The sequence below is a fragment of the Mesorhizobium temperatum genome, from assembly GCF_002284575.1.
GTDB lineage: Bacteria > Pseudomonadota > Alphaproteobacteria > Rhizobiales > Rhizobiaceae > Mesorhizobium > Mesorhizobium temperatum.
Genome location: NZ_NPKJ01000040.1, coordinates 93,513 through 115,674, shown reverse-complemented (window position 1 = coordinate 115,674; position 22,162 = coordinate 93,513). Strand labels below are relative to the sequence as shown.

Below are 22,162 nucleotides of genomic sequence, written 5' to 3'. Positions count from 1 at the left end.
CCAAACTCTTGCATGTTACCCAGAAATGTTCGGCGGTTTTGGGATAACTGCATAAACAAAAATCATGAAGTGCGCGGCTTATCGGCTTCCAGCTCGAAAAAATCAAACGAAATTGCTTCGGCGATCAATGAGCGATAGTAATGGATTATGAACGTACAGCGCCGCCTTTTGCCTGGTATCAGCGCCCTTGCCGCCTTCGAGGCGGTGGCCCGGTTGGGCAGCTTCACCGCCGCCGCGCAGGAGCTCGATCTGACCCAGGGCGCCGTCAGCCGGCAGATCAAGCTTCTGGAGGACCAGTTTGGCCGCCGGCTGTTCGATCGCGACAGCCGCAATGTCAGACTGTCGGCGGCAGGTGAGATCTATGCCGAAGCGGTGCGCGCCGCCCTTGGGCACTTGCGCGATGCAGCCCTGGGATTGATGAGCAATCGGCATAGTGGCATCTTGAATCTCGCCATCCTGCCGACCTTCGGCACGCGCTGGCTGATGCCGCTCATCCCGGATTTCGTTGAAAACAACCCCGACATCACCATCAATTTCGTCACTCGCATCGGCCGCTTCGACTTCGCCCGCGAACGACTCGATGCCGCCATCCATTTCGGCCTGCCCGACTGGCCGGATGCCGACTCGACGCTGCTGGTGCGCGAGACGGTGGTGCCTGTCGTGTCGCCTGAATTTCTGGCCGGCCGGGACCTTGCCACACCCGCCGACATCGGCCGCCTGCCGCTGCTGCATATGGCGACGCGGCCCGGCGCATGGACCGAGTGGTTCGAGCACCAGGGTTTAAGCGCGCCGACCGGACCGGGCATGCAGTTCGAGCAATTCGGCACCGCCGCCCAGGCCTGCATGGCCGGGCTTGGCGTGGCGCTGCTGCCGCAGGTCCTCATCTCAGGCGAGTTGCAGCGCGGCCAGCTCGTCCCGGCGCCGGGCCGGCCGATGCAGAGCCGCAGCGCCTACTATCTCGTCGTGCCGCACGACAAGCGCGGCCATCCACCAGTCGCCAGTTTTCGCGACTGGCTGCTGGCCCATGTGCCGCCGGAGAAATAGCTACTTACGCTTCAACGCATCCGCCAACGCGGCGCCGAACGCGCCCTGTTGCGCCGGCCGCTCCGGCTGACGCTGCGGCGCCGGCGCTCGCGGCACCGGTTTGCCGCCATTGTCGCGAGGTCCCTTCGATGCGCCACCATCGCCGTCCTTACGCATCGACAAGCCGATGCGCTTGCGCTTGATGTCGATTTCGACGACGCGCACCTTGACCACGTCGCCGGCTTTGACCACCTCATGCGCGTCCTTGATGAAACGGTCGGCCAATTGCGAGACATGCACCAAGCCGTCCTGATGCACGCCGATATCGACGAAGGCGCCAAACGCGGCGACATTGGTGACGGTGCCTTCCAGCAGCATTCCAGGCTTCAAATCCTTGATGTCGTCGATGCCGTCGGCAAAGGTCGCGGTCTTAAAACCGGGGCGCGGGTCGCGGCCGGGCTTTTCCAGTTCCGCTAGGATATCGCGCACCGTCGGCAGGCCGAACCGCTCATCGACGAAGACACGCGGATCGAGCGCCTTGAGAGCGGCACTGTCGCCCATCAGCGAACGGAGGTCACGTCCGCAGGCCGCAACAATCTTTTTCGCCACACCATAGGCTTCCGGATGCACGGCCGAGGCATCGAGCGGTTCGCTGCCGTTGGGAATGCGCAGGAAGCCGGCGCATTGCTCGAACGCGCGCGGTCCGAGCCGCGCCACCTTCAGCAGGTCACGACGGCTGGCGAAAGGGCCCGCCGCATCACGGTGAGCGATGATCGCTTCGGCCAGCGATGTGCCAAGGCCCGAAACCCGCGCCAGAAGCGGCGCCGAGGCGGTGTTGAGGTCGACGCCGACGGCATTGACCGCGTCCTCGACCACCGCTTCCAGCGAGCGGCCGAGCCGATACTGGTCGACGTCATGCTGATACTGGCCGACGCCGATCGACTTCGGCTCGATCTTGACCAGTTCGGCGAGCGGATCCTGCAGCCGCCGCGCGATCGACACCGCGCCGCGCAGCGACACGTCGAGGCCGGGAAATTCCGCCGCTGCCGTTGCCGAGGCGGAATAGACCGAGGCACCCGCCTCGCTGACGATCGCCTTGAGCGGCTTCGGCCGGGACTCGGCAGGCATGTCGGACAGCATGTCGGCCACCAGCCTTTCCGTCTCGCGGCTGCCGGTGCCGTTGCCGATGGAAATCAACTCGACCTTGTGCAGGCGGATGAGTTTCGCCAGTTCGGCTTGCGTGCCGCGCACATCGTTCCTTGGCGGAAACGGATAGACCGTCGTTGTCGCCAGCAACTTGCCTGTGCCGTCCACCACCGCCACCTTGACGCCGGTGCGGATGCCGGGGTCGAGCCCCATCGTGGCGCGCGAGCCGGCGGGTGCCGCGAGCAGCAAATCCTTCAGATTGCGGGCGAAGACATGGATCGCCTCCTCCTCGGCCCGCTCGCGCAGATCCCGCATCAAATCGAGCGTCAGGTGCAGCGACAGCTTTATGCGCCAGGTCCAGCCGGCCACCTCCATCAGCCAGCGGTCGCCCGGCAACTGGCGGCCGATGGCGTAGGCGTCGGCAATCATGCGTTCGACCGGCTTCTCTGGTGACGCGTCGTCGGCATCGACCTCGATGTCGAGCGACAGCACCTCTTCGTTGCGGCCGCGCAACATGGCCAGCGCGCGATGGCTCGGCACGTTGGCCCAGCGCTCGACATGGTCGAAATAGTCGGAGAATTTCGCACCAGCCTCCTGCTTGCCGTCGACGACGCGCGACCGCATGAAGGCCCGTTCCTTCATGTAGCTCCGCAGTCTGCCGACCAGATCGGCATTCTCGGCGAACTGCTCGGACAGGATGTCGCGCGCGCCCTCGAGCGCCGCCTTGGCATCGGCCACCTCTTCGCTGATGTAGGCCAGCGCCAGTTCGGCGGGCACCGCCGCGCGGTCGGCGAGGATAGCCTCGGCCAGCGGCCCCAAGCCACGCTCTCGCGCGATCTCGGCCTTAGTCCGGCGCTTCGGCTTGTAGGGCAGATAGATGTCTTCGAGTTCCGCCTTGGTGGCGGCGGCCGCGATCTTGGTTTCAAGCTCTTCGGTCAGCTTGCCCTGCTCGCGGATCGAACCGAGAATGGTGTCGCGGCGCGCGTCGAGCTCGCGCAGATAGGCGAGCCGCTCGGCAAGCAGGCGCAGTTGCGTGTCGTCCAGGCCGCCGGTGACTTCCTTGCGGTAGCGCGCCACGAACGGCACCGTCGCACCTTCGTCCAGCAGCCCGATCGCCGCCGCGGCCTGTTCGGGCCGGGCCGCGATCTCGGCTGCGATGATTGCTGCGATGCGCTTGATGTCGGATGCCATGTCGTTCCTGCTGTCCTGTCGAAAAGAGCGGCGACCATAAGCGCAGAGCGTCGCTCCGCCAACCGCGGCGTTTTCGATCACCCTGACAGGTCCACAGGAAAGCTGCGATACCGTGCTGCGGGTACCTGGATTGGCTCAGACCATCCGGCTCAGCGCTTCGAAGAAAGTGACCATATCGACATCGAGCGGCTCGTCGACCGGCTCCGGCTGCGACGACATCTTTGCGATGACGACCTCCGCCTTGGGATTGACATAGAGCCACTGGCCGTGGATGCCGATGCCGCAGAAGGCGCCGCTTGCCGCGCCCGTCTGATACCATTTGTTGCGGTAGCGGCCTTTCGGGAAGAGGAATGCCATCGTGCCACGCTGCCAGGCCTCGGTGTCTCCGCCTGTGCTGACAGTGTCGCGCACCCAGGCTTCCGGCACGATGCGGCGGCCATTGGCCATGCCGCCCTGCCGCATCATCTCGCCGACACGCGCCAGATCGCGCGGCGTCACCGAAATGCCGCCAGCCGTGCGCCCGGTGCCTTCCCTGTCGACCGTTACCGACGCTTCGCTCGTTGCACCAAGCGGCAGCCAAAATTTCTCGCGCAACAGCTCTGCGAAGCGCTGGCCGGACGCGCGTTCGAGCAGGATGCCGAGCAGATCGGAATTGGGCGAGCGGTAGCGGAAGGTCCGGCCATGCGGCTCGGCAAGGCGCTGCAGCGTCAGGATGAAGTCGGCCAGGCTTTCCGTGCCGCCATCCGGATTCCACAGCGTCGCACGGCGATAGCGGGCAAAGGCGCTTTCCGGATCGAGATAGGCTTCTTCGAAGTCGAGGCTGACGGTCATGTCGAGCACATGCCGCGCGCTGGCATCGCCATAGGCCGAGCCGGCAGCTTCCGGCAGATAGCGGGTCACCGGAGCCTGCGGATCAAAAATCCCCTCGCCTTCCAATATGCCGGCCAGAATGGCGGTCAGCGACTTGCTGATCGAGAAGATGATGTGGCGGGCACCGAACTCCATATGCGGTGCGAACCAGTCGCCGACGATTTTGCCGCCTTTCATGATCGTCAGCGCGTCGGTATCGGAACGCGTGAGAAAGGCCGCAACAGTCTCCGGTCCGCCAGCCAGCGCGATCTTTTCGCCAAGCAGCCCGTAAAGATCCTGTGCCGGCGCCTCACTGCCGCTTGACGCTGCAGCGACACGTGCGCTCGGCACCAACTCCCCGACATTCTTGAATGACCACCGGCTGAACGGGCTTTCGCGCCAGTTGCCGAGTAGCACCTGGTTGCGGGCAAAGCCGTATCTGGTCTCGAACGCGGTCTTACCGGTCATGGCGTGTTCCTCAACGCGGCGGCGATCGCGTGCACGGCTTTCAGCGTCGCCACCGAAAAGGCGATGCTGGTGAAATCCGGGTAGCTCGAAAGTTTCACCACGACCATTCTCGTGTTCCAGTCGATATGGATCAGCTGCCCGAACACGCCCCGGCACATCAGCGCGCGCGAACGCGGGTCCTCGATCCAGAACTGGTTGCGGTAGCTGCCTTCCGGCAGGCTGGGATTGAATTCGGGGCCATGCCTGCCGGTGCGCGTTGCCTCGATCCAGCCGGCCGGCACGACGCCGCCGCCATCGTCGAGGATCAGCTGGCCGAAACGGCCATAGTCGCGCAGCGTGGCGTTGAAACCGCCGTCGGCGATGGCGTAGCCGGCGCTGTCGACGGTGAAGCAGGCGCTTTCATCCGCCCCGAGCTTTTGCCAGAGTTCTTCCGAGACCAGCTGCGCCAGCCGCTTGCCGGTCACCCGCTCCATGATGAAGGCGAGCACGTCGGTCTCGATCGAACGATATTCGAACGCAGCGCCATGCGGCCGGCTTGTCTCCTTGAGCCCCAGGATCAATTCGAACATATGCGACGGCCACTCGAAGGCCGGGTCGCTGCCCGGCGGCACCGGTTTCCAGCCACTGGCGACATCGACCTGACCGATGTCGGAATAGCGGTCGGTGTATTCCTCGGAAAAGCGCACGCCTGTCGTCATATCGAGCACATGCTGCACGCTGGCGCCCGCCCAGCCGGTAGCTTCCAGCTCCGGCAGATAAGTCGTCACCGGCATGGCGGGATCGATCAGGCCGCGCCCGGCCAGTATGCCGAATACCGAGCCCGTGACCGATTTCGCCATCGACTGCGACAAATGCAGCGTGCGGTCGGTCATGCCGTTGAAATAGCGCTCATAGGCGATCTTGCCGTCCTTGAGCACGACGAACCCATCCGTATAGGTTTCGTCCAGCAGCCCGGCCAGCGTCGTCGGTGCGCCCGTGCTGTCGCTTACCGGCAGCGCGTCGAGATCGACCTCGGCGCGCTCCAGTCTGCGGCGATGGCCATTGCCGCGCCAGACTTCGACGGTCGGCAGAATTTCGCGGATGTGCTGGAACGTCCAGCGGTTCCAGGGTCCCCTGTCCCAGTCGAGCTTCGGCGGCACCATCAGCGGCGGCGAGCCCTGCATGATCGGCGGCACCGGTTCACTGTTACGGTAGGAGGTCATTGCATGCTCCGGGAAGTGTCGTCCCGCGGTGTCCCGACGGTTTTGCTTTCAGTGCGGTCGTGCCGCCCGTCATAGTTTCGGCCGACGCGTCTTTTCTCCGTACCAGCCACCAACTGCTTTCTCATAGGCCATGCCGGCGCGGAACACATCTTCGTCGCTATAGGTGCGGCCGACGATCTGGATACCTGTCGGCACGCCATTCTTTGCGTGGCCGGATGGAACCGACAGCACCGGACAGCGGCTCATCGTGTTGAACGGCGTCGTCATCACCCAGCCCAGCGAGGGATTGACCAGCTTGCCGTTGATCCTGATCTCATCTTTCGATTGGTCATAGTCGGCCGGCACTGACGGCAGAGCCGTGGTCGGGCAGATCAGCACATTGTACTTTTCGAGCAGCGGCCCAAGCGTCATGTACATGCGGCCAGCCACCTCCAGGCTGCCGACGAAATCGGTCGCCTTGGATACTGCTCCCTCCTCGGCGAACTTGCGGGCGTAGGTCGTCATCTCGTCGGCATGGTCGCGCAGCAGTTTCGACAGGAACGCACCGAACAAATGGTTCAGATAGGCGAGCCCGGCCTCCAGGACGAGGCGCCCGAGCCGCCCGACGAGCCTCCGGGCGTGAACTTGGGGTTCCACGGATTGCGGGTGACGCCCCACAGTCTGGACCAGGTATAGGCCGCGCAGGAGAATTCCGGCGTTGCCGTGCGTGCATGGACGATGCCGCCAGCCCGAATGATCCGCTCATTCATGGTCGAGCTGGTGTCGGCAACGAAGCCCTTCATAATCAGCGAGCCGCCGGTGGTCGGCTTGCCCTTGATGTAGCTTTCGTCCTTGATGCCGATGGGCAGGCCCTCGAGCGGACCCGTTTTCTTGCCCTTGGCGTATTTCGCCTCGGCTTTTTTGGCCAGCGCCATCGCCTCGTCGAAATGCGTGTTGGTGAAGGCGTTGACCGTGTCCTTCGTTGCCGCGGCTTGGCTGATGACCGCTTCCATCAGTTCGACCGGTGAGAGCTTCTTTGCCTTGAAGCGCTTCAGCGCCTCGCTTGCCGGCATATAGCAAAGATCGACATCGGACATGGTAGGCGCGCTCCAGGCGCGTCGGGCGACAGCCCGACGTTGGTTCTTGTCGAAGGCATTCCCTTGATGGATTCAAACAGGACCCGGCAGCCATTGCTGCCGGGTCAATGGTACTGCGATTACTTCTGCAGTTCGGTCCAGATCCTGGTGTAGAGTGCCTGCACGTCGGGCTCGCAGTTCAGCATGAACTTGCCCTTGTCGACGAACTCTGCGGGGATGTTGACCTCCGGCGCCGTTTTCATGTCCTCAGGCATGAAGGCTTCCGATCCCTTGATGCCGTTGGCGTAGCGCGCGAAGGATGAGATCAGCGCGGCGTTCTCGGGATCCATGATGAAGTTCTGGAACAGCTTGGCGTTTTCGACGTTCTTGGCGTCCTTCAGCACCGAGACATTGTCCATCCAGATCGGATAGCCCTCCTTCGGATAGCCATAGACGATGTCCTTGTTCTGCAGGCGGGAGCGGAAGGACGCGCCGTTCCAGTCGACGCTGGCTGCGAAGTCGCCCTTGGTGAACTTCTCGACCGTGCCGTAGTCCATGGAGATCCATTTCGGCTTGGCCGCCACCAGCGCATCGCGCACCTTCTTCAGCACCTCCTTGTCGCCGGTGCAGGGCTCGCCGCCGACATATCTGATGGCGAGATGCATGACATCGGCCATTTCGGGCACAACATTGACCTTGCCGACCAGTTCCGCGGGCGGGTCCATGAAGATGGCCGAGGTGTTGGGGTCACCCTTGTAGACGGAAGTGTTGACCGTCACGCCGGTCGTGCCCCACTGCCACGGCACGGTGTATTTGCGGCCCGGATCGAAGGGAACATCGACCCATTTCGGATCCATATTCTTGAAGTTCTCCATCTTGTTCGGCTCTGTCTCCAAGAGCAGCCCTTCCCCGATCCAGATCGGCACGAAGCTCGCCGAGGGCACCACGATATCGAAGCCGCTGCCGCCTTGCCTGATCTTGGCCAGCGCTGTGTCGTTGGAATCGTAGTCGGTGACGGTTACCTTGACCTTGTATGTCTCCTCGAACTTCTTGATGAGATCCGGGTTGGTGTAATTGCCCCAATTGTAAATGTTGAGTTCGCCATCGGCGCGGGCGAGACCCGCCGAGGCGAGAAGCGCAGTGCCGAACGTCGTCGCGACCAGTTTCCACTTCATCGTTTCTCTCCTGTCACTCCTGATCCTTTTTCCTGCTGATGAAAAAGAAGACGGTGACGATCAAGATCGAGATCAGCAGGAACACCGTCGAAATCGCGTTGATTTCCGGCGTGATGACGCGCCGGAACTGGCCGAGCATGTAAGTCGGCAATGTATCCTGGCCGCCGGACTTGACGAACTCCGTGATGACGACGTCGTCCAGCGAGATGACGAAGGCCAGCATCAGCCCGGCAAGGATGCCTGGCCAGAGCAGCGGAAAGGTGACGCGCCGAAAAGCCTTCCAGGGTGTCGCGTAGAGGTCGGCCGCCGCGATCTCCAAAGACAGATCCATGTTCTCGAGCCGCGCCCGGATCGGCAGATAGGCAAAGGGAATGCAAAAGGCGGTGTGCGCGGCCATCAGGTAGCCCAGCCCCGAATAGTCGGTCCAGATCTTGATGCGCGAGAAAAAGATCAGCAGCGCCACCGCGGTGACGATCTCCGGCACCATCAGCGGCTGGTTGATGAAGGCGTATTTGAAGCCGAGGCCGGGATAGGGTTTGGTTCGGGTCGTAGCGAGTGCAGCCATGGTGGCGACGATGGTGGCAATAGTCGCGGCGACCGAAGCGATCTGCAGCGACCGGATGGAGGCATCGACGACCTGGCTGTTGTTCCAGGCCTGGTAGAACCAGCGCAGCGACACGCCTTCCCAGATCGCGATCGAATTGCCGGCGTTGAAGGCATAGGCGACAAGCGTGACGATCGGCAGGTACAGCGCGAAGAAGCAGATCATTGCGATGGTCGTGAAGCCGGTCTGCCGGCGGATGTCGAAGCGGCTAGCCATGCGCGCCGCCCCGGCGCCCGACGGAGCGGACATATAACAGCAGCGCGACCATCACGATCGCCATCAGCGACAGCGACAGCGCCGAGCCGAGCGGCCAGTTGCGGCCTTGCCCGAACTGCAGCTCAATCAGATTGCCGAGCATCATATTCTTCGACCCGCCGAGCACGCGCGGGGTGACATAGGCGCCCAGCGCCGGGATGAAGACCAGGATCGAGCCGGCGACGATGCCGGGCTTGACCAGCGGGATGATGACCCGCCTCAGCACCTGGAACCGGTTGGCATAGAGGTCGTAACCCGCCTCGACCAGCCGGAAGTCGATCTTTTCCATACTGGCATAGAGCGGCAGCACCATCAGCGGCAGATAGACATAGGTCATGCCGACCATCAGCGCGAAATCGGTGAACATCATCTGGATCGGCTGGCTGATGATACCGAGCTTGATCAGCACCGTGTTGACGATGCCCTCGTTGCGGATCACCTCCTGGATGGCGAAGGTGCGGATCAGCAGATTGGTCCAGAACGGGATGGTGATCAGGAACAGCCAGATGTTGCGCTGTCGCGCCGGCCGGGTGGCGATGAAATAGGCAGTCGGGAAGCCAAAGAGCAGCGTGAAGATCGTCGTCAGGAACGACAGCTTGGCCGAGCGCCAGAAGATCGACAGATGCGCGTCGGCGAAGGCCAGCGTGTCGTCGAAGATGTCACGCTGCATCAGCACCGACAGCCAGCCGTCCGTGGAGAATTTCCACACCACGTCGCCGTAGGGCCCCGGCGTCAGGAATGAGTAGATCACGACGATCAGCAGAGGGCCGGTCGCCGCGAGAAAGATGATGATCAGTGCCGGCGCCGACAGCAGCCAGCGATCGCGGATTTCACGGCGTTCGGCGTCCTTGGCGACTTCTTCCGCGCTCGCCATCAATCCCTCAGCACTTGTGCGGCGTCATTGCCGATCGAAATGCCGACCTTGTCGCCCCGCTCGAAACCGCAGCCGGCGCTGCGCGTGTTCTGCTGGCGCACGGTGAAGGCCTCGCTGCTGTCCAGGCGAACTTGAATGTGCGTGTCGGTGCCGAAGTAGACGATGTTTTCGACCGTGCCTGACAGGTCGCCCTTGCCGCTGGTCAGCTTGGCATGTTCCGGCCTGACCACCACGGTGGCATTGTCCTTCGGCTGGAAGCCTTCAGCCACGGTTGCGTCGATCGTCGCGCCGGATTTGAGCGTTGCGCGTGCCTTGCCGTTGCCCATGCCTGTGATCGCCGCCGTGAGGAAATTGGTTTCGCCGATGAAGTCGGCGACGAAGCGCTCCGCCGGCTTGTCATAGATATCCCAGGGCGTTCCGACCTGCAGGATCTTGCCCGACGACATCACCGCGATGCGGTCCGACATGGTCAGCGCTTCTTCCTGGTCGTGAGTGACGAAGATGAAGGTGATGCCGGTCTCGTGCTGCAGCCGCTTCAGCTCGATCTGCATCTCTTTGCGCAGCTTGAAGTCGAGCGCCGACAGCGGCTCGTCGAGCAGCAGCACTTTTGGCTGCGGCGCCAGAGCCCGCGCCAGCGCCACGCGCTGTTGCTGGCCGCCGGAAATCTGGCTGGTGCGGCGGTTGCTGAGCGCCTCCATCTTGACCAGCTTCAGCATCTCGGCGACGCGCGCCTTCACTTCGGCCTTGGGCTTGCCGAGCATTTCGAGGCCGAAGCCGATGTTCTCGGCCACCGTCATATGCGGGAACAGCGCATAGTTCTGGAACACGGTATTGACCGGCCGCTTGAACGGCGGCAGCGGCGCGATGTCCTGACCATGCAGCAGGATCTCGCCGGCGCTCGGGAAATCGAAGCCGGCGATCAGCCGCAAAAGCGTCGTCTTCCCGCAGCCGGACGGACCAAGCAGCGTGAAGAACTCATTTTCGCGGATCGACACCGAAACCGTGTCGAGGGCGGCGACTTGTGCGTCCCCGGTACCGAATACCTTGCGGACGCCACGAACTTCAATTGCACTTTTACCCGGTTGTTCCGGCACGATTACCCCATTCTTGTGTCCGCTCTTCTGGCGGATCCAGTTCCCACTCGATTGTCAGCACACGGCGCATGGCTTGGCAAGCATACATCTGAATGTCGATTCAGAACGCAATTCCCATGCCACCGTCATGCCTGGTAAGTGATCTTGCCGCCGCAGATCGTCGTCACCGGCCGCACCGTATGCAGCGCTTCCGGCGCGGTCGCCTCGATGTCGCCTGACAGCACCGCGAGATCGGCCATGAAGCCTGACTTCAAACGGCCCTTGCGATGCTCCATGAACTCGGCATAGGCGCCTTCCACGGTGTAACCACCGAGCGATTCATGCAGCGAGAAGCTCTGGTCGGGATCGCTTTCTGCCCATGGTTTGCGCAGCACTGCCGCCTGAATGCCCAGCATCGGATCGATCGGCGACACCGGCCAATCGGAGGCGAAGACGACGCGCGCGCCGGCATTCTTCAGCGTCCGCCACGCATAGCTGAGCGGCCAGCGGGCGGGCCCGATGCGCGACACCGTCGGCTCCAGCGGCAAGCCCATGCTGCCCGGCGGATGCGGTGGCTGCATCGAGGCAATGACGCCAAGCTTCGCGAAACGCGGTATGTCGGCGGCGGTGACCACCTCGATATGCTCGACCCGATGCCGGCTGTCGCGCCTGCCATTCGCCTTTTGCGCTGCGTCGTAGCCGTCGAGCACGGCGCGCACGGCGCCATCGCCAATCGAGTGCACCGCCATCTGCAGCCCGCGCCGGTCGACGGCCACGGCAAGGTCGATGAATTGCTGCGGCGTGAAAAGCGGCTCGCCCAGCCAATCCGGACGGTCCGCATAGGGCTTGACCATCACCGCAGTCCATGAATCGAGCACGCCGTCGTAGAACACCTTGACCATGCCCGACGACAGCCATTCGCCATCGTAGCGCTCAGCCATCACTGAGGCTTTGTCGAGCATGTCGAGCGTCATGAAATTCTTATAGTGGAACGGCACCTGCACGCGGCACAGCAAGCCGCCCTCGGCCTCGATCTCCGACAGGAGTTCGAGCTGGTGCAGATTGCCGTCCATGTTCTGGATCGATGTGATGCCGTGCTTGGCACACCATTCCAGCCCGCGGCGCATGATCGCCCGGTCGGAGGCCTGCTCCGCCGGCGTCGGCTTCGGGTCCGGCTCGCCGCCGGTGGCCAGGCCGAGCCGCACGCGATCCTCGCCGGCCAGCGCGATCAGCGGCCCAAAAGCCTCGCCCTCGCGCAATTCGCCACTGGCCAGCCCGTCGTCGCCCATGACGATCTCGTTGCCGGGACCAAGCCGCTTGCCTCTCAGCAGGCCGGCCAGTTCCAACGCCTTGGTGTTCGCCCACATTGTGTGGTGGTCGGGCGCCGCCATGACGAAGGGCCGGTCCGGCAGGATGCGGTCGAGGTGATGGCGGCTGACCCGCTCCGTCGCCGACAGGATGGTATAGTCGGCGCCTTGCGCCTGCAGGACGGATAGATCCGGCCGCTTTGCTGCATAGTGGCGCACAGCATCGCAAAGCGCATCGAAACCGTGGATGCCCATCAGCTGGAGGTGATCGAGTTCGGCCGCTCCGGCGAAAAGATGCATATGCGCTTCGATGAAGCCGGGGACGACGGAGCCGCGCTCGGCATCGATGACGCGCGTCCCGGGTCCCTTGTGCTCCAGCACGGTCGCGCGATCTGCGATCGCAATGATTTCGCCGCCCTTGATGGCTATGGCTTCGGCGCGGGGAGTATCGGGATCCATCGTCAATATGCTGGCGTTCTCGACGATCAGATCGGCCGATGGCGGCATAATTTTCTCCCGTTTGAGCTTAGGCTAGCAGAGTATTGGCGTCTGGCAAGCCGGCCGCGGCCACTCGCAAAGACGGTCTGGAATGCCTCTTGGCGGCGCTGGAACTCTCTGCCACAAAGCTGTCCGTCAATGACAGATACGTAACTCGAAGAGCGAGCCGGCCGCCAAAATGAAGACTGTTTTCTCCCCTCTCCACGCCGGTCATGCCGGCAATTTCGAGCTCATTTCGGGCGCCATCGTGCCGGCCTTCGAGAAGCCCTCGCGCGCCGAGTTCATCAAGGCGAGGGTGGAGAGCGAAAAGCTCGGCCCGATCCTGCCACCCGAGACCCACGACCTCGCAACCGCTAAGCAGGTGCATACCAGCGACTACATCGATTTCCTGCCGACCGTATGGCCGCTCTGGGAAGAGTCGGGCCGGACGGGGTCGGCCCTCCCATTCACCTGGCCGACGCGCGGCCTGCGCGGCGATGTGCGCCCCCAAACCATCGATGCGCTGCTTGGCTTTTACTCCTTCGATGGCGGCGCCTCCTTCGTCAAGGGCACCTGGGAGGCGATCAAGTCATCCTATGACGTGGCGCTGACTGCGGCCGCTCTGGTCAAGGGCGGTGAGACGTCAGCCTTCGCGCTCTGCCGCCCGCCCGGACATCATGCCGGTGCTGCCTTCATGGGCGGCTATTGCTACATCAACAATGCCGCCGTTGCCGCGCAATGGTTCCGCGACCACGGCGCCAGGTGCGTCTCGATCCTCGATGTCGATTACCATCATGGCAACGGCACGCAGGAGATCTTCTACAGCCGCGGCGACGTGCAAGTGCTGAACCTGCATGGCGACCCGATGACCGAATATCCGTTCTTCCTCGGCCATGCCGACGAGCGCGGCGCCGGCGCCGGCGAAGGCTTCAACGTCAATTATCCCCTGCCGTTCGGCACCGCATGGGATGCCTGGAATGCTTCGCTGGACGATGCCTGCGCGAAACTTGCGGCTTACGCTCCCGATGTCGTCGTCGTCTCGCTCGGCGTCGACACGTTCGAGAAGGACCCGATCAGCAAGTTCAAGCTGAAAAGCGCCGACTATCCCAAGATTGGCCGTCGCATCGCCAAGCTTGGCCTGCCGACGCTGTTCGTCATGGAAGGCGGTTATGCCGTCGAGGAAATCGGCATCAACGCCGTCGGCGTGCTGACCGGATTCGAAGATCGGTAATGCATGTCGCCCAAAGCGCTGCCCCGGGCATTCGACCCGAGAGAAGCGCAGCGGCTTTGGGAAACGGCACTCGTAGAAATCTAGGCCGTAGACTCATAGCGCGGAGTCAAAGCCGCATTGAGGCGAGCTGAACCATTGCAAGGAAGTTGGCGGCGCGCTTGTCGTATCGGGTGGCGACGCAGCGGAAGTGCTTCAGCTTGGAGAAGAAGCTCTGGCAGCTACGCCCCTTGGCCGCCGATCGTCTGGAGCGCGCCGCTTCCCCAGGCCCTCCCATTTCGACAAGCCTAGTTGACGGGAAAGAGCGGATCGATCGTCATTGTCTGCTCTCCGGCGCGTAATGGAGGATGACAACACCAGACTTGAGCGTCTTCGTCTCCAGATGCTTCAGGGGTATTCGGTTCGGGCCGCCCTTGAAGAGCGGCGTGCCTCTCCCGAGAATGACGGGGTTGATCCCGAGGTGATACTCGTCGATCAGGCCGTGCTCCATCAGGGTCGCCGTGAGGTCGGCGCTGCCGAACACGAAGATGTCTCCGCCGTCCCTGGTCTTCAGCTTGGAGACTTCTTCCGCGACATTGCCGTTGAAGAGCTTCGTGTTGTTCCAGTCGGCGCTTTTCAGCGTGCGCGAGAAGACCACCTTCTCGATCTTGTTCATGAAGTCCGCGATCCAGCCTTGCTCGGACGGCCAATAGGCTGCCATGAGCTCGTAGGTCACGCGGCCGAAGATCAGCGTGTCGGCCTTTTCCTGGGTCTCACGAATGTAGTTCTCGAGTTCTTCTTCGAAGACGAACCAGCTGATGTCCCTGTCCGGACCTTCGAAGAAGCCGTCGACGGTCACCATGTCCCATATGATCAGTTTTCTCATAGAACCCTCCTCTTCGTGTATCCCTTTGTGAATTCTCGGCCCCATCCCGCCAAGCGGAAGCGCATGTTGGTGATCGGCCCCGCTTCCGAGACCTGGGTCTTCTCCAGCCTGACCGGCTCCATGCCGTTCTGAATGAAGAGGCGGATGCCGTCGCCGATGAAGACGGGCGCGACATGGATGAGGACCTCGTCCACAAGCCCTAATTCGGGCCGACGGGAGACCGCAGCATTTCAGCGGGATGCGACGAAGCGTTCCAGTTTGCCCAGAGTTTGCAGTCCCAGTTCCACGGCACCGAAGCCCTTCGCCTCCTGGAACTCGGCAGCCGTGCTGAATACCATGCCCAGCGTTACCTTCGTTGCCCCGTCCTGATCCTCGAACGAGGCCCAGGCGTCGGCATGTTTCGGCCCGTTTTCGCCCCAATGCAGCGTATAGCCGATCCTCTCCTCGGGCCGGACCTCGTTATAGAGATGGTGGTTCGGGAAGACCGTGCCGTCAGGCGCGATCATGTCGAATACCCACTCGCCGCCCGCTCGCAAGTCGATCCTCTTCGTTCGACAGGAGAAGCCTTCCGGCCCCCACCATTGCGGCAGCGTTTCAGGGTTCATCCACGCGCCCCACACGATGGACCGCGGCGCCTGAATCACCCGCTGCAGCACCATGGTCCGTTCAGCCGCGCCCGCGAGGTTGTCTAGTCCCGCGCCGAAGCCTTCTCGATAGCCTGCCTCCATGTCCTGCGCCAGCGAGGAAAGCTGCACCGTCACGACCAGCCGGCTGCGCTCGTGCGTTCCCGAGATATCCGCCGTCACCAGCGCGACCGATTGCGTCACGCCTTCGGATGAGATCACCTCGTAGTTCACGCTGCACAGCGCCGGCTGCAACGCCAGCCAGCCGCACTCGCAGCGGATGTCCGGATGGCCCTCTACCTTGCAGAGCGAGACCTCGCGTCCACCCACCCTGGTATCGGCCTCCAGGAACTCCACGGTGACCGAGGGCGATGGCGCAGCCCAGATCGCCCGCGCGGCCGGGGCCGTCCATGCCTCCCAAAGCACGGCCAATGGCGCGGCCACGTCCCGTTCGAAGGTGAGTGTCGCAAAGCGGCCTTTCCTATCATCAGGCGCAGCACGGGTCGCATCGTTTGTAGCGAGGTTCTGTGTCATTCTTCGCGTTCCTTCATCACATTCATCACAAATGCATCCAACCGGTCGAGCCGAGCCTCCCAGATGGCGCGCTGTTCATCGAGCCATGTCCGCACCGGATCCAGAGCCTCGGGTACGATGGCGCAGGTGCGTATCCGCCCGTCCTTGGACGTGGTGATCAACCCTGCCGCCTCCAGCACGGAAAGGTGCCGCATCACCGTGGGCAGCCGTAGTCCCGTGGGGCCAGCCAAATCCGTCACCCGCGCAGGTGTTTCGGCGAGCCGGATCAGGATCGACCGGCGGGTCGGATCAGCGAGCGCATGGAAGAGCAACGAGAGAGCAGGATCATGCTTAGCCATGTCGCTAACTATCGCCCAATTTGCCGATAGCGCAAGCGAAAACTTCGTCAAGTCGCTAAGTATTTTTTGCCCAACGCGCCGAGTTCTTGGAGCAGGCGGCTTCCGTTGCCGAGTCCGCAGGGAAGTAATCGAAGACAAATTCCTGAAGCCGCCAGTCCGCTTCCCACCAATCTCAGCCGTTCGCGTTTTATGGGTTCACGGCAGAAGGCAGCGGGCGCGGCGGGCGGAAAGTCGGCCACCTCACCGAAGCGCTTCACGCGGCCTGCAAGAATGGCCACCGACCTGTTCCAGCCACCGCTATCTTGTTGTTGGACCATGATCTTCTTTGAAAAGCCGTTCGCCCTTTGCGAAGTCATGCTCTACTTTGAAGGGACGGCATGAGGGCACCGATTCTGGAAGAACGCAGCATTTGAAGTCGGGGAAGCATCCATGATCGACGACGAGCCGGACAGCGAACGCGTCTCGGCGCTGGCGCCGTTCCGGCACGGCATTTTCCGCGCCGTATGGTCCGCCAGTCTGGTTTCGAATTTCGGTGGCTTGATCCAGGGCGTCGGCGCTGCCTGGATGATGACCACGATCGCCACCTCGTCCTATCAGGTTGCGCTGGTCCAGGCCTCGACCACCTTGCCGATCATGCTGTTTGCGCTCGTTGCCGGTGCGATCGCCGACAGCTTCAACCGGCGCAAGGTCATGCTGATTGCCCAGATCTTCATGCTGGTCGTCTCGGTTCTGTTGACCGTGTTCACCTATCTTGGCTTAATCACGCCGTGGACGCTGCTCGCCTTCGCCTTCCTGATCAACAGCGGCACGGCGCTTTACAACCCGTCATGGCAGGCTTCTGTCGGTGACATGGTGCCGCGCGCCAAGCTGCCTGCGGCCGTCGCGCTCAACTCCTTGGGCTTCAACCTGACGCGCAGCGTCGGCCCGGCGATCGGCGGCATCATCGTGGCCGCCGCAGGTGCTGCAGCGGCTTTTGCCGCCAACGCTTTGAGTTATGTCGGGCTCCTCATCGTGCTTGCCCGCTGGAAGCCGGACCTGCCGGCCTCGACACTGCCGCGCGAGACACTGGGCGCGGCGATGGGCGCCGGCCTGCGCTACGTCGCCATGTCGCCCAATATCGGCAAGGTGCTGGTCAGGGGTGCGGCTTTCGGCTTCAGCGCCGGCGCGGTTCTGGCGCTGCTGCCGCTGGTGGCGCGCGATGTCGTCAAGGGCGATGCCTTGACCTACGGCATCATGCTCGGTGCTTTCGGTATCGGCGCCGTCGGCGGCGCGCTGATCAGCGTCCGGCTGAGGCAGATCCTGTCCAGCGAGACGATGGTGCGCATGGCATTCGCCGGCTTCGCGCTCTGCGCCTTCAATGCCGCCGTCAGCGACCACGCCTGGCAGACGTCGCTCGGGCTGTCCATCGGCGGCGCCTGCTGGGTGATCGCGCTGTCGCATTTCAACGTCACCGTGCAGATGTCGACGCCGCGCTGGGTGGTCGGCCGGGTGCTCTCGGTCTATCAGACCGCGACATTCGGCGGCATCGCGCTCGGCAGCTGGATTTGGGGTGTCGTCGCCGATGCGCATGGCGCCGAATTCGCGCTGGTCGCGGCGGCGGTTGCGATGCTGGCGGGCGGCGCGATCGGCCTCTTGTTGCCGTTGCCGCAGCAGGCGGTGCTCAACCTCGATCCCACCAACCGTTTCAAGGAGCCGCACCTTGCGCTCGACCTAAAACTGCGCAGCGGCCCCATCGCCATCATGATCGAGTACATCATCCGCGAGGAGGACGTGCCGGAATTCCTAGCCACCATGGCCGAACGCGGCCGCATCCGCCGCCGTGACGGCGCCCGCAACTGGACGCTGGCGCGCGATCTCGAAAATCCCGCAATATGGATCGAGCACTATCACACGCCGACATGGCTCGAATACATCCGCCACAACAAGCGGGCCACCCATGCCGACGCCGTTATCGGCGAGCGCGTACGGGCGCTGCACAGCGGCGACGAGCCGCCGCGCGTCCGTCGCATGATCGAGCGTCCGACAACCGCCGGCACCACGATCGTCATGCCGAAAGGACCGATCGAGCATTAGGCCGTGCCGGTGTGTCCAGCTGGATGAGCACATGACGCTAAAATCCATGCGCCAAGCTGATGGGTCACACGTACCCTAATCGGCGCAGCCCCACCCGCGCCTTAGGATGCAGCGCGCAGGCTCGTACGGACGCGCCGCCTGCTTGTGGCGCGGGCATTCTCCGCCACGACACCGGTGATCTCGACCACGCCGTTCTCATGCGGTTTGGCGTTTGTGACCTTGTGGAGACGCTCATAGGGCAACAGTTCCTTGACCCGAGCATCGAGCAGCGCGACTTCGGCTCGCAGATCCTCGCATTCCTGCCTCTGGACATCGAGCTGTATCTGTTCGGATGCCTGCTGCAGGGAAAGCTGCGAAAAATTCGCGCTCACCGTCGAGAGGTGCATCTTGTCGTTTTCGTTCTCCTTTCTGAGAGCGGACAACCTTTCCTCCGCAATTTGCTTTTCGGCCACAGCGTCGCTCCATTGAGCCTTGAGATTGGCGATCTCGCTGGCGGCTTGACTGTTCTCGTTCGAGGCAACTTCCAATCGTGATTGGAGGTTGCGAATTTCAGAACGCAGGCCGCCGATCTCCGTGAAACTACGCGTACGCTCGGCTTCCCTGTCACCTTCCATGATACGGGCCGCTTCCGTCATTTCCGACAGCTTCGCTTGCGCGATATCGAGCGATTTCTGCAGCCGCATCTCTTCTTTCTCGCTCTTGCCAAGCGCAGCCAGCAGTTCCGAAAGTCGCGTCGCATCACTGGCATGAATCGTCGAGAGTTCATCCAGCCTGTGCCGCGCCTCAGCTTCCCGTTTCAGCGCCTTGTCGAGGTCGATCGACAGGCTGACATGTTTTTCCCTCAGTATCTCGTTCTCGCGTGCGCATCTGTTGGCCTCGGCCGTTCTGGCCGAAAGCGTTTTGACGAGGTCGCCGAACTCCGCTTCGCGTTCTGCGCTCGCATTGCCTGCCATGACGAGTCCGAGCCTCGCTGCAGCCAGCGCACCGCGAAGTGCCTCCTTGTCCTCGACCAGGCTTATCTCGCGCTGCTGCAGGGCCTCGACAGCGCTTTCACCTTCGCGCTGCTTTCTGGTCGCGTCGTGGAGCTGCTCCGACAGCACTCTTTGCTGTGTGGTCAGGCTGACATTTGCCAGTTCCAGCTCGTTGGCGCGAAGGATGTCCCCGTGAAGCAGCTTCAGGAATTCGCCTGTCAGATGATGCGAGGTCGCGATCTCCGACAGTTTCGTGTTGATCTCCTCCAGATACTCCCGTGCATCGTCAAAGAGCCCATCAACGGCATTTAACGCAGCCAGTCGGGTTTGTGTATGGGAAGTCAGCCGTAATGCGATCTCGGGATTGTCCGCATCGTCCTCAGGCTGAGAGTTATCATTCCTTGCCGCGAGATTCTCATCCGGGACGTCATTCAACGGCGATTGGTAGTCTAGGTTGAGATACTCATCGAATGCATCCGCCCTTGCCGCGAGATTCTCATCCGGGACGTCATTCAACGGCGATTGGTAGTCTAGGTTGAGACACTCATCGAATGCATCCGCCAAATCGGCTTCGAGCTCCTTGAATGCTCTGTCCACCTTCTCGGCACGCTTGATCAGACTTTTGATTCTCATGACTGAACGTCCCCCCCTTCTAGCGCCACCACGGAGTCTTGATCCTCGCCTGCCGGATACGGGTTCATCCTACCTCCCCTGACGCGGTCGCCGCGTGAGACGACCGCTCTTGAACCTGCTGTCATGGTCCCGTTTACACCACCCTGAGCGCAAGAGGCCGAGTCCACGCTAGGGACAGGCTTGGCCACTGTCCTCGTCTGTTTGAATGATGCAAACTGTAACTGCCCTGATTGCCGCCGGCTTTCGGGCAAACAACCACCGTCGGAACGTCCGCCGGAGTTCAAGACCTTGGGTACCGACAGCTACTGACCGCATCCGCGATCATCGTCGTGCCGCTATCGGGAGAGGACGCGAATGCGGCTCTGAAACTCACCCCGATCGACATAGCATCCCCGCAGATGTCTCAGCCCCGTGTTTGGGTTGAACGATTGGCGGCCGTGAAGCACCCGGCGATTGTCGAAGACCGCCATTTCGCCGGCCTTGAGGCGGTAGGCTATTTGAAAACGCGAGCTGCGGATCATCATCATCAGCTTGCGATAAGCCGCATAGAAGGGAGTGCATATCTCGGAGGGAAGGTCGATGACATCGACAAGATGGGCGTTGAACCGCAACTCTGTCACGTCTCCATTGCGTCGAGTTACGATCACAGGAAACCGACCGCGCAGATCGTAGTTTTCGTCGTGAAAACGATAGGGGATATCGACCTCGCACAAAAGACGGTAGGCTTCCGGATCTTCCGCCTGTAATGCGGCCACGACCGCAAACCCGTCGGCAAAGACCGATCCACCGCCTTCAGCTTCATTCGCGATACAATGCAGGAATTGATAGCCGGGCGGCACCTCCTGGTTGGCGAGATCGGAGTGTAACGGCAGGGCGACCGGGGTGTAGGCCAAGTTGTTCGGGTTCGGCATCGACACGACTTCGAACATAGTGCCGAAATTTGTCTGGCGCAGGAAACCTATCCGCTCTGCCGCACGCCGCCCGGCGTCTGGATCATCGCCAAGCCCCTCGACGATGGAGAGCCCGTATGCAGCCGTCGCCTTCAGCCAGGCAAGCAGATCGGCATCGCTTTGAAAGAAGTCCCGGGCTGAGTAACGCGGTATGGTTTCAATATCGATCGAGCCGTCCCAGAGTTTCGGAGCGATCTCAGCCGGATCGTCCCGCTTTCTGCCTGGGCGGTAGGATTCAAAGAAATGGCCCGGGATTTCCTCCTCAGCCTGGTCGTTCGGCCAGACAATGCTCACCGCGCCGCGTCTGTCCTGCACGTTGAGGGGTCTGAGCGAGGCGTCTACGCTGGTCAGGTCGAATATTCTCTCTTCGGTCTGTGGGTGAAACGCCGATGGTGCATTATCCTTTAGCCAAAGCCAGGGATAGCAGACAGTTTCGCCTGACGAGAAAGTCACGGCAAGCGCGGTCTCCCGGGCTTCCACGGAAAGCATGGTATTCATGATTGTGTCTCTCTGAACACGAAATTAAATTTTCAGCTTGGATCAGGCCCGCAGGCCATCAACCCAGCGGTGGTGGCCACCACAAGCTCGGCCTCCCATAACGATGGGATCCGGGATTTCTGTTCGGTTCTTCGAGCACTCGATCTCCAGGTGAAACCTGATTCAAGCCACATGACGATGGTAGCGGCCATTTGCCGGCAGTGTCCAGCTAAATGCAATGGACCGCCATCCCCCTCTCGGCTGCGTCTCGTGACCAACCCAGCTTCGCTGCGGCGATAAAACCCATCCTCATCTCAGGGATCCGCGTTGACGTAAACGTCAACCCAAAGCTATATGCGCCAGCGATCGTGATCGCGAAATGCGCAAGACGGCGACTTCGGCCAGATCGAAGTGCCAATGTGCGACAAACGCAACGAGACGAGGAGAACGGCCATGGGCGTTCAGGAAATTGCCGACAAGATCAGCGCGCGCGTGGCGAGTGCCGGGTTCGATCGTTCCGTGAAATTCGATACCGGCGGCGACGGTGTCATTGTCATCGACGGCGCCACCATCTCGACCACCGACGCGCCAGCCGACTGCACCATAAAGCTTTCGCTCGACGATCTGGAGTCGCTGATATCAGGCGATCTCAACCCGACCATGGCGTTCATGTCCGGCAAGATAAAGGTCGAAGGCGACATGAGCGTCGCCATGGCGCTGAGCCAGTTGATCGGCTGATCCACTCCAAAATCCGGGATGAAAACAAAGCCG

At 62.2% G+C, this 22,162-nt stretch carries 21 protein-coding genes and 1 pseudogene; 4 read left to right on the top strand and 18 right to left on the bottom strand.

All coding sequences use genetic code 11. The annotated features are described in order from the left end of the window. The first annotated feature begins 147 nt into the window (after positions 1 to 147). The gene (locus CIT26_RS11720; protein ID WP_095492715.1) at positions 148 to 1,044 is read left to right on the top strand and encodes a LysR family transcriptional regulator; all 897 of its coding nucleotides are present in this window, start codon (positions 148 to 150) and stop codon (positions 1,042 to 1,044) included. Here the strand turns inward: CIT26_RS11720 and CIT26_RS11715 are convergent, their stop codons facing one another. The 10 genes from CIT26_RS11715 to CIT26_RS11675 form a co-directional block, all read right to left on the bottom strand. Then, positions 1,045 to 3,360, bottom strand: coding sequence for a Tex family protein (locus CIT26_RS11715; RefSeq protein WP_095492714.1), 2,316 nt, complete (start codon positions 3,358 to 3,360; stop codon positions 1,045 to 1,047). A gap of 135 nt (positions 3,361 to 3,495) precedes the next feature. Next, on the bottom strand, positions 3,496 to 4,677 hold the full coding sequence (locus CIT26_RS11710; protein WP_095492713.1) for a serine hydrolase domain-containing protein: 1,182 nt from the start codon (positions 4,675 to 4,677) through the stop codon (positions 3,496 to 3,498). After that, on the bottom strand, positions 4,674 to 5,879 hold the full coding sequence (locus CIT26_RS11705; RefSeq protein ID WP_095492712.1) for a serine hydrolase domain-containing protein: 1,206 nt from the start codon (positions 5,877 to 5,879) through the stop codon (positions 4,674 to 4,676). The genes CIT26_RS11710 and CIT26_RS11705 overlap by 4 nt, the downstream gene beginning before the upstream one ends. A 69-nt stretch (positions 5,880 to 5,948) precedes the next feature. Next, entirely contained in the window at positions 5,949 to 6,515 is a 567-nt protein-coding gene (locus CIT26_RS37535; protein WP_245319368.1) for an amidase family protein, read from the bottom strand. Beyond that, positions 6,437 to 6,955: an amidase family protein gene (locus tag CIT26_RS37530; RefSeq protein WP_245319367.1), complete on the bottom strand. Its 519-nt coding sequence runs from the start codon at positions 6,953 to 6,955 to the stop codon at positions 6,437 to 6,439. The genes CIT26_RS37535 and CIT26_RS37530 overlap by 79 nt, the downstream gene beginning before the upstream one ends. A gap of 119 nt (positions 6,956 to 7,074) precedes the next feature. Further along, positions 7,075 to 8,109: an ABC transporter substrate-binding protein gene (locus tag CIT26_RS11695; protein ID WP_095492711.1), complete on the bottom strand. Its 1,035-nt coding sequence runs from the start codon at positions 8,107 to 8,109 to the stop codon at positions 7,075 to 7,077. A gap of 13 nt (positions 8,110 to 8,122) precedes the next feature. After that, complete coding sequence (locus CIT26_RS11690) at positions 8,123 to 8,929, bottom strand: ABC transporter permease (protein ID WP_095492773.1); 807 nt, start codon at positions 8,927 to 8,929, stop codon at positions 8,123 to 8,125. Continuing rightward, a complete protein-coding gene (locus tag CIT26_RS11685) occupies positions 8,922 to 9,842 on the bottom strand; it encodes an ABC transporter permease (protein WP_095492710.1) in 921 nt (306 codons plus the stop codon). The genes CIT26_RS11690 and CIT26_RS11685 overlap by 8 nt, the downstream gene beginning before the upstream one ends. Continuing rightward, entirely contained in the window at positions 9,842 to 10,936 is a 1,095-nt protein-coding gene (locus tag CIT26_RS11680) for an ABC transporter ATP-binding protein (protein WP_095492709.1), read from the bottom strand. Before CIT26_RS11680 ends, CIT26_RS11685 begins: the two co-directional genes overlap by 1 nt. Positions 10,937 to 11,061: 125 nt before the next feature. After that, a complete protein-coding gene (locus tag CIT26_RS11675) occupies positions 11,062 to 12,729 on the bottom strand; it encodes an amidohydrolase (protein ID WP_095492708.1) in 1,668 nt (555 codons plus the stop codon). 169 nt (positions 12,730 to 12,898) lie between these two features. On the opposite strand from CIT26_RS11675, the gene CIT26_RS11670 reads away from it, so the two are divergent. After that, entirely contained in the window at positions 12,899 to 13,930 is a 1,032-nt protein-coding gene (locus tag CIT26_RS11670) for a histone deacetylase family protein (RefSeq protein ID WP_095492707.1), read from the top strand. An 80-nt stretch (positions 13,931 to 14,010) separates the two neighbouring features. On the opposite strand, the pseudogene CIT26_RS11665 reads toward CIT26_RS11670, so the two are convergent. From CIT26_RS11665 to CIT26_RS35830, 6 genes and pseudogenes are all read right to left on the bottom strand, one after another. Beyond that, positions 14,011 to 14,141 (bottom strand): annotated as a pseudogene (locus CIT26_RS11665) (IS5/IS1182 family transposase); the annotation flags it as partial. Positions 14,142 to 14,243: 102 nt separating this feature from the next. Continuing rightward, positions 14,244 to 14,792: a dihydrofolate reductase family protein gene (locus CIT26_RS11660; protein ID WP_095492706.1), complete on the bottom strand. Its 549-nt coding sequence runs from the start codon at positions 14,790 to 14,792 to the stop codon at positions 14,244 to 14,246. Next, complete coding sequence (locus CIT26_RS11655) at positions 14,789 to 14,986, bottom strand: dihydrofolate reductase family protein (RefSeq protein WP_095492705.1); 198 nt, start codon at positions 14,984 to 14,986, stop codon at positions 14,789 to 14,791. Before CIT26_RS11655 ends, CIT26_RS11660 begins: the two co-directional genes overlap by 4 nt. A 36-nt stretch (positions 14,987 to 15,022) precedes the next feature. Next, positions 15,023 to 15,949 (bottom strand): SRPBCC family protein, encoded by a 927-nt coding sequence (locus tag CIT26_RS11650; RefSeq protein WP_095492704.1) that lies wholly within the window; start codon positions 15,947 to 15,949, stop codon positions 15,023 to 15,025. Continuing rightward, positions 15,946 to 16,287 carry an ArsR/SmtB family transcription factor gene (locus CIT26_RS11645; RefSeq protein ID WP_095492703.1) on the bottom strand — a complete coding sequence of 114 codons (342 nt, stop codon included), beginning with the start codon at positions 16,285 to 16,287 and terminating at the stop codon, positions 15,946 to 15,948. The genes CIT26_RS11650 and CIT26_RS11645 overlap by 4 nt, the downstream gene beginning before the upstream one ends. 47 nt (positions 16,288 to 16,334) lie before the next feature. Beyond that, on the bottom strand, positions 16,335 to 16,643 hold the full coding sequence (locus CIT26_RS35830; protein ID WP_143747830.1) for a hypothetical protein: 309 nt from the start codon (positions 16,641 to 16,643) through the stop codon (positions 16,335 to 16,337). A gap of 73 nt (positions 16,644 to 16,716) precedes the next feature. On the opposite strand from CIT26_RS35830, the gene CIT26_RS11640 reads away from it, so the two are divergent. Next, a complete protein-coding gene (locus CIT26_RS11640; protein WP_095492702.1) occupies positions 16,717 to 18,360 on the top strand; it encodes an MFS transporter in 1,644 nt (547 codons plus the stop codon). Positions 18,361 to 18,461: 101 nt separating this feature from the next. Here CIT26_RS11640 and CIT26_RS11635 read toward each other — a convergent pair whose 3' ends face one another. After that, a complete protein-coding gene (locus CIT26_RS11635) occupies positions 18,462 to 19,964 on the bottom strand; it encodes a coiled-coil domain-containing protein (protein WP_095492701.1) in 1,503 nt (500 codons plus the stop codon). A gap of 335 nt (positions 19,965 to 20,299) precedes the next feature. Next, positions 20,300 to 21,412: a TauD/TfdA family dioxygenase gene (locus CIT26_RS11630; protein WP_095492700.1), complete on the bottom strand. Its 1,113-nt coding sequence runs from the start codon at positions 21,410 to 21,412 to the stop codon at positions 20,300 to 20,302. A 432-nt stretch (positions 21,413 to 21,844) separates the two neighbouring features. Here CIT26_RS11630 and CIT26_RS11625 point away from each other — a divergent pair, with 432 nt between their 5' ends. After that, positions 21,845 to 22,129: an SCP2 sterol-binding domain-containing protein gene (locus tag CIT26_RS11625; RefSeq protein ID WP_095492699.1), complete on the top strand. Its 285-nt coding sequence runs from the start codon at positions 21,845 to 21,847 to the stop codon at positions 22,127 to 22,129. Positions 22,130 to 22,162 lie beyond the last annotated feature (33 nt).

Excerpts from the sequence above, each read along its gene's own strand:
- CIT26_RS35830 (WP_143747830.1), bottom strand. The coding sequence starts at position 16,643 with ATGACTTCGCAAAGGGCGAACGGCTTTTCAAAGAAGATCATGGTCCAA.
- CIT26_RS11670 (WP_095492707.1), top strand. The coding sequence starts at position 12,899 with ATGAAGACTGTTTTCTCCCCTCTCCACGCCGGTCATGCCGGCAATTTC.
- CIT26_RS11715 (WP_095492714.1), bottom strand. The coding sequence starts at position 3,360 with ATGGCATCCGACATCAAGCGCATCGCAGCAATCATCGCAGCCGAGATC.
- CIT26_RS37530 (WP_245319367.1), bottom strand. The coding sequence starts at position 6,955 with ATGTCCGATGTCGATCTTTGCTATATGCCGGCAAGCGAGGCGCTGAAG.
- CIT26_RS11645 (WP_095492703.1), bottom strand. The coding sequence starts at position 16,287 with ATGGCTAAGCATGATCCTGCTCTCTCGTTGCTCTTCCATGCGCTCGCT.
- CIT26_RS11625 (WP_095492699.1), top strand. The coding sequence starts at position 21,845 with ATGGGCGTTCAGGAAATTGCCGACAAGATCAGCGCGCGCGTGGCGAGT.
- CIT26_RS11660 (WP_095492706.1), bottom strand. The coding sequence starts at position 14,792 with ATGAGAAAACTGATCATATGGGACATGGTGACCGTCGACGGCTTCTTC.
- CIT26_RS11675 (WP_095492708.1), bottom strand. The coding sequence starts at position 12,729 with ATGCCGCCATCGGCCGATCTGATCGTCGAGAACGCCAGCATATTGACG.
- CIT26_RS11630 (WP_095492700.1), bottom strand. The coding sequence starts at position 21,412 with ATGAATACCATGCTTTCCGTGGAAGCCCGGGAGACCGCGCTTGCCGTG.
- CIT26_RS11710 (WP_095492713.1), bottom strand. The coding sequence starts at position 4,677 with ATGACCGGTAAGACCGCGTTCGAGACCAGATACGGCTTTGCCCGCAAC.
- CIT26_RS11685 (WP_095492710.1), bottom strand. The coding sequence starts at position 9,842 with ATGGCGAGCGCGGAAGAAGTCGCCAAGGACGCCGAACGCCGTGAAATC.
- CIT26_RS11635 (WP_095492701.1), bottom strand. The coding sequence starts at position 19,964 with ATGAGAATCAAAAGTCTGATCAAGCGTGCCGAGAAGGTGGACAGAGCA.
- CIT26_RS11640 (WP_095492702.1), top strand. The coding sequence starts at position 16,717 with ATGATCGACGACGAGCCGGACAGCGAACGCGTCTCGGCGCTGGCGCCG.
- CIT26_RS11690 (WP_095492773.1), bottom strand. The coding sequence starts at position 8,929 with ATGGCTAGCCGCTTCGACATCCGCCGGCAGACCGGCTTCACGACCATC.
- CIT26_RS11650 (WP_095492704.1), bottom strand. The coding sequence starts at position 15,949 with ATGACACAGAACCTCGCTACAAACGATGCGACCCGTGCTGCGCCTGAT.
- CIT26_RS11720 (WP_095492715.1), top strand. The coding sequence starts at position 148 with ATGAACGTACAGCGCCGCCTTTTGCCTGGTATCAGCGCCCTTGCCGCC.
- CIT26_RS11695 (WP_095492711.1), bottom strand. The coding sequence starts at position 8,109 with ATGAAGTGGAAACTGGTCGCGACGACGTTCGGCACTGCGCTTCTCGCC.
- CIT26_RS11705 (WP_095492712.1), bottom strand. The coding sequence starts at position 5,879 with ATGACCTCCTACCGTAACAGTGAACCGGTGCCGCCGATCATGCAGGGC.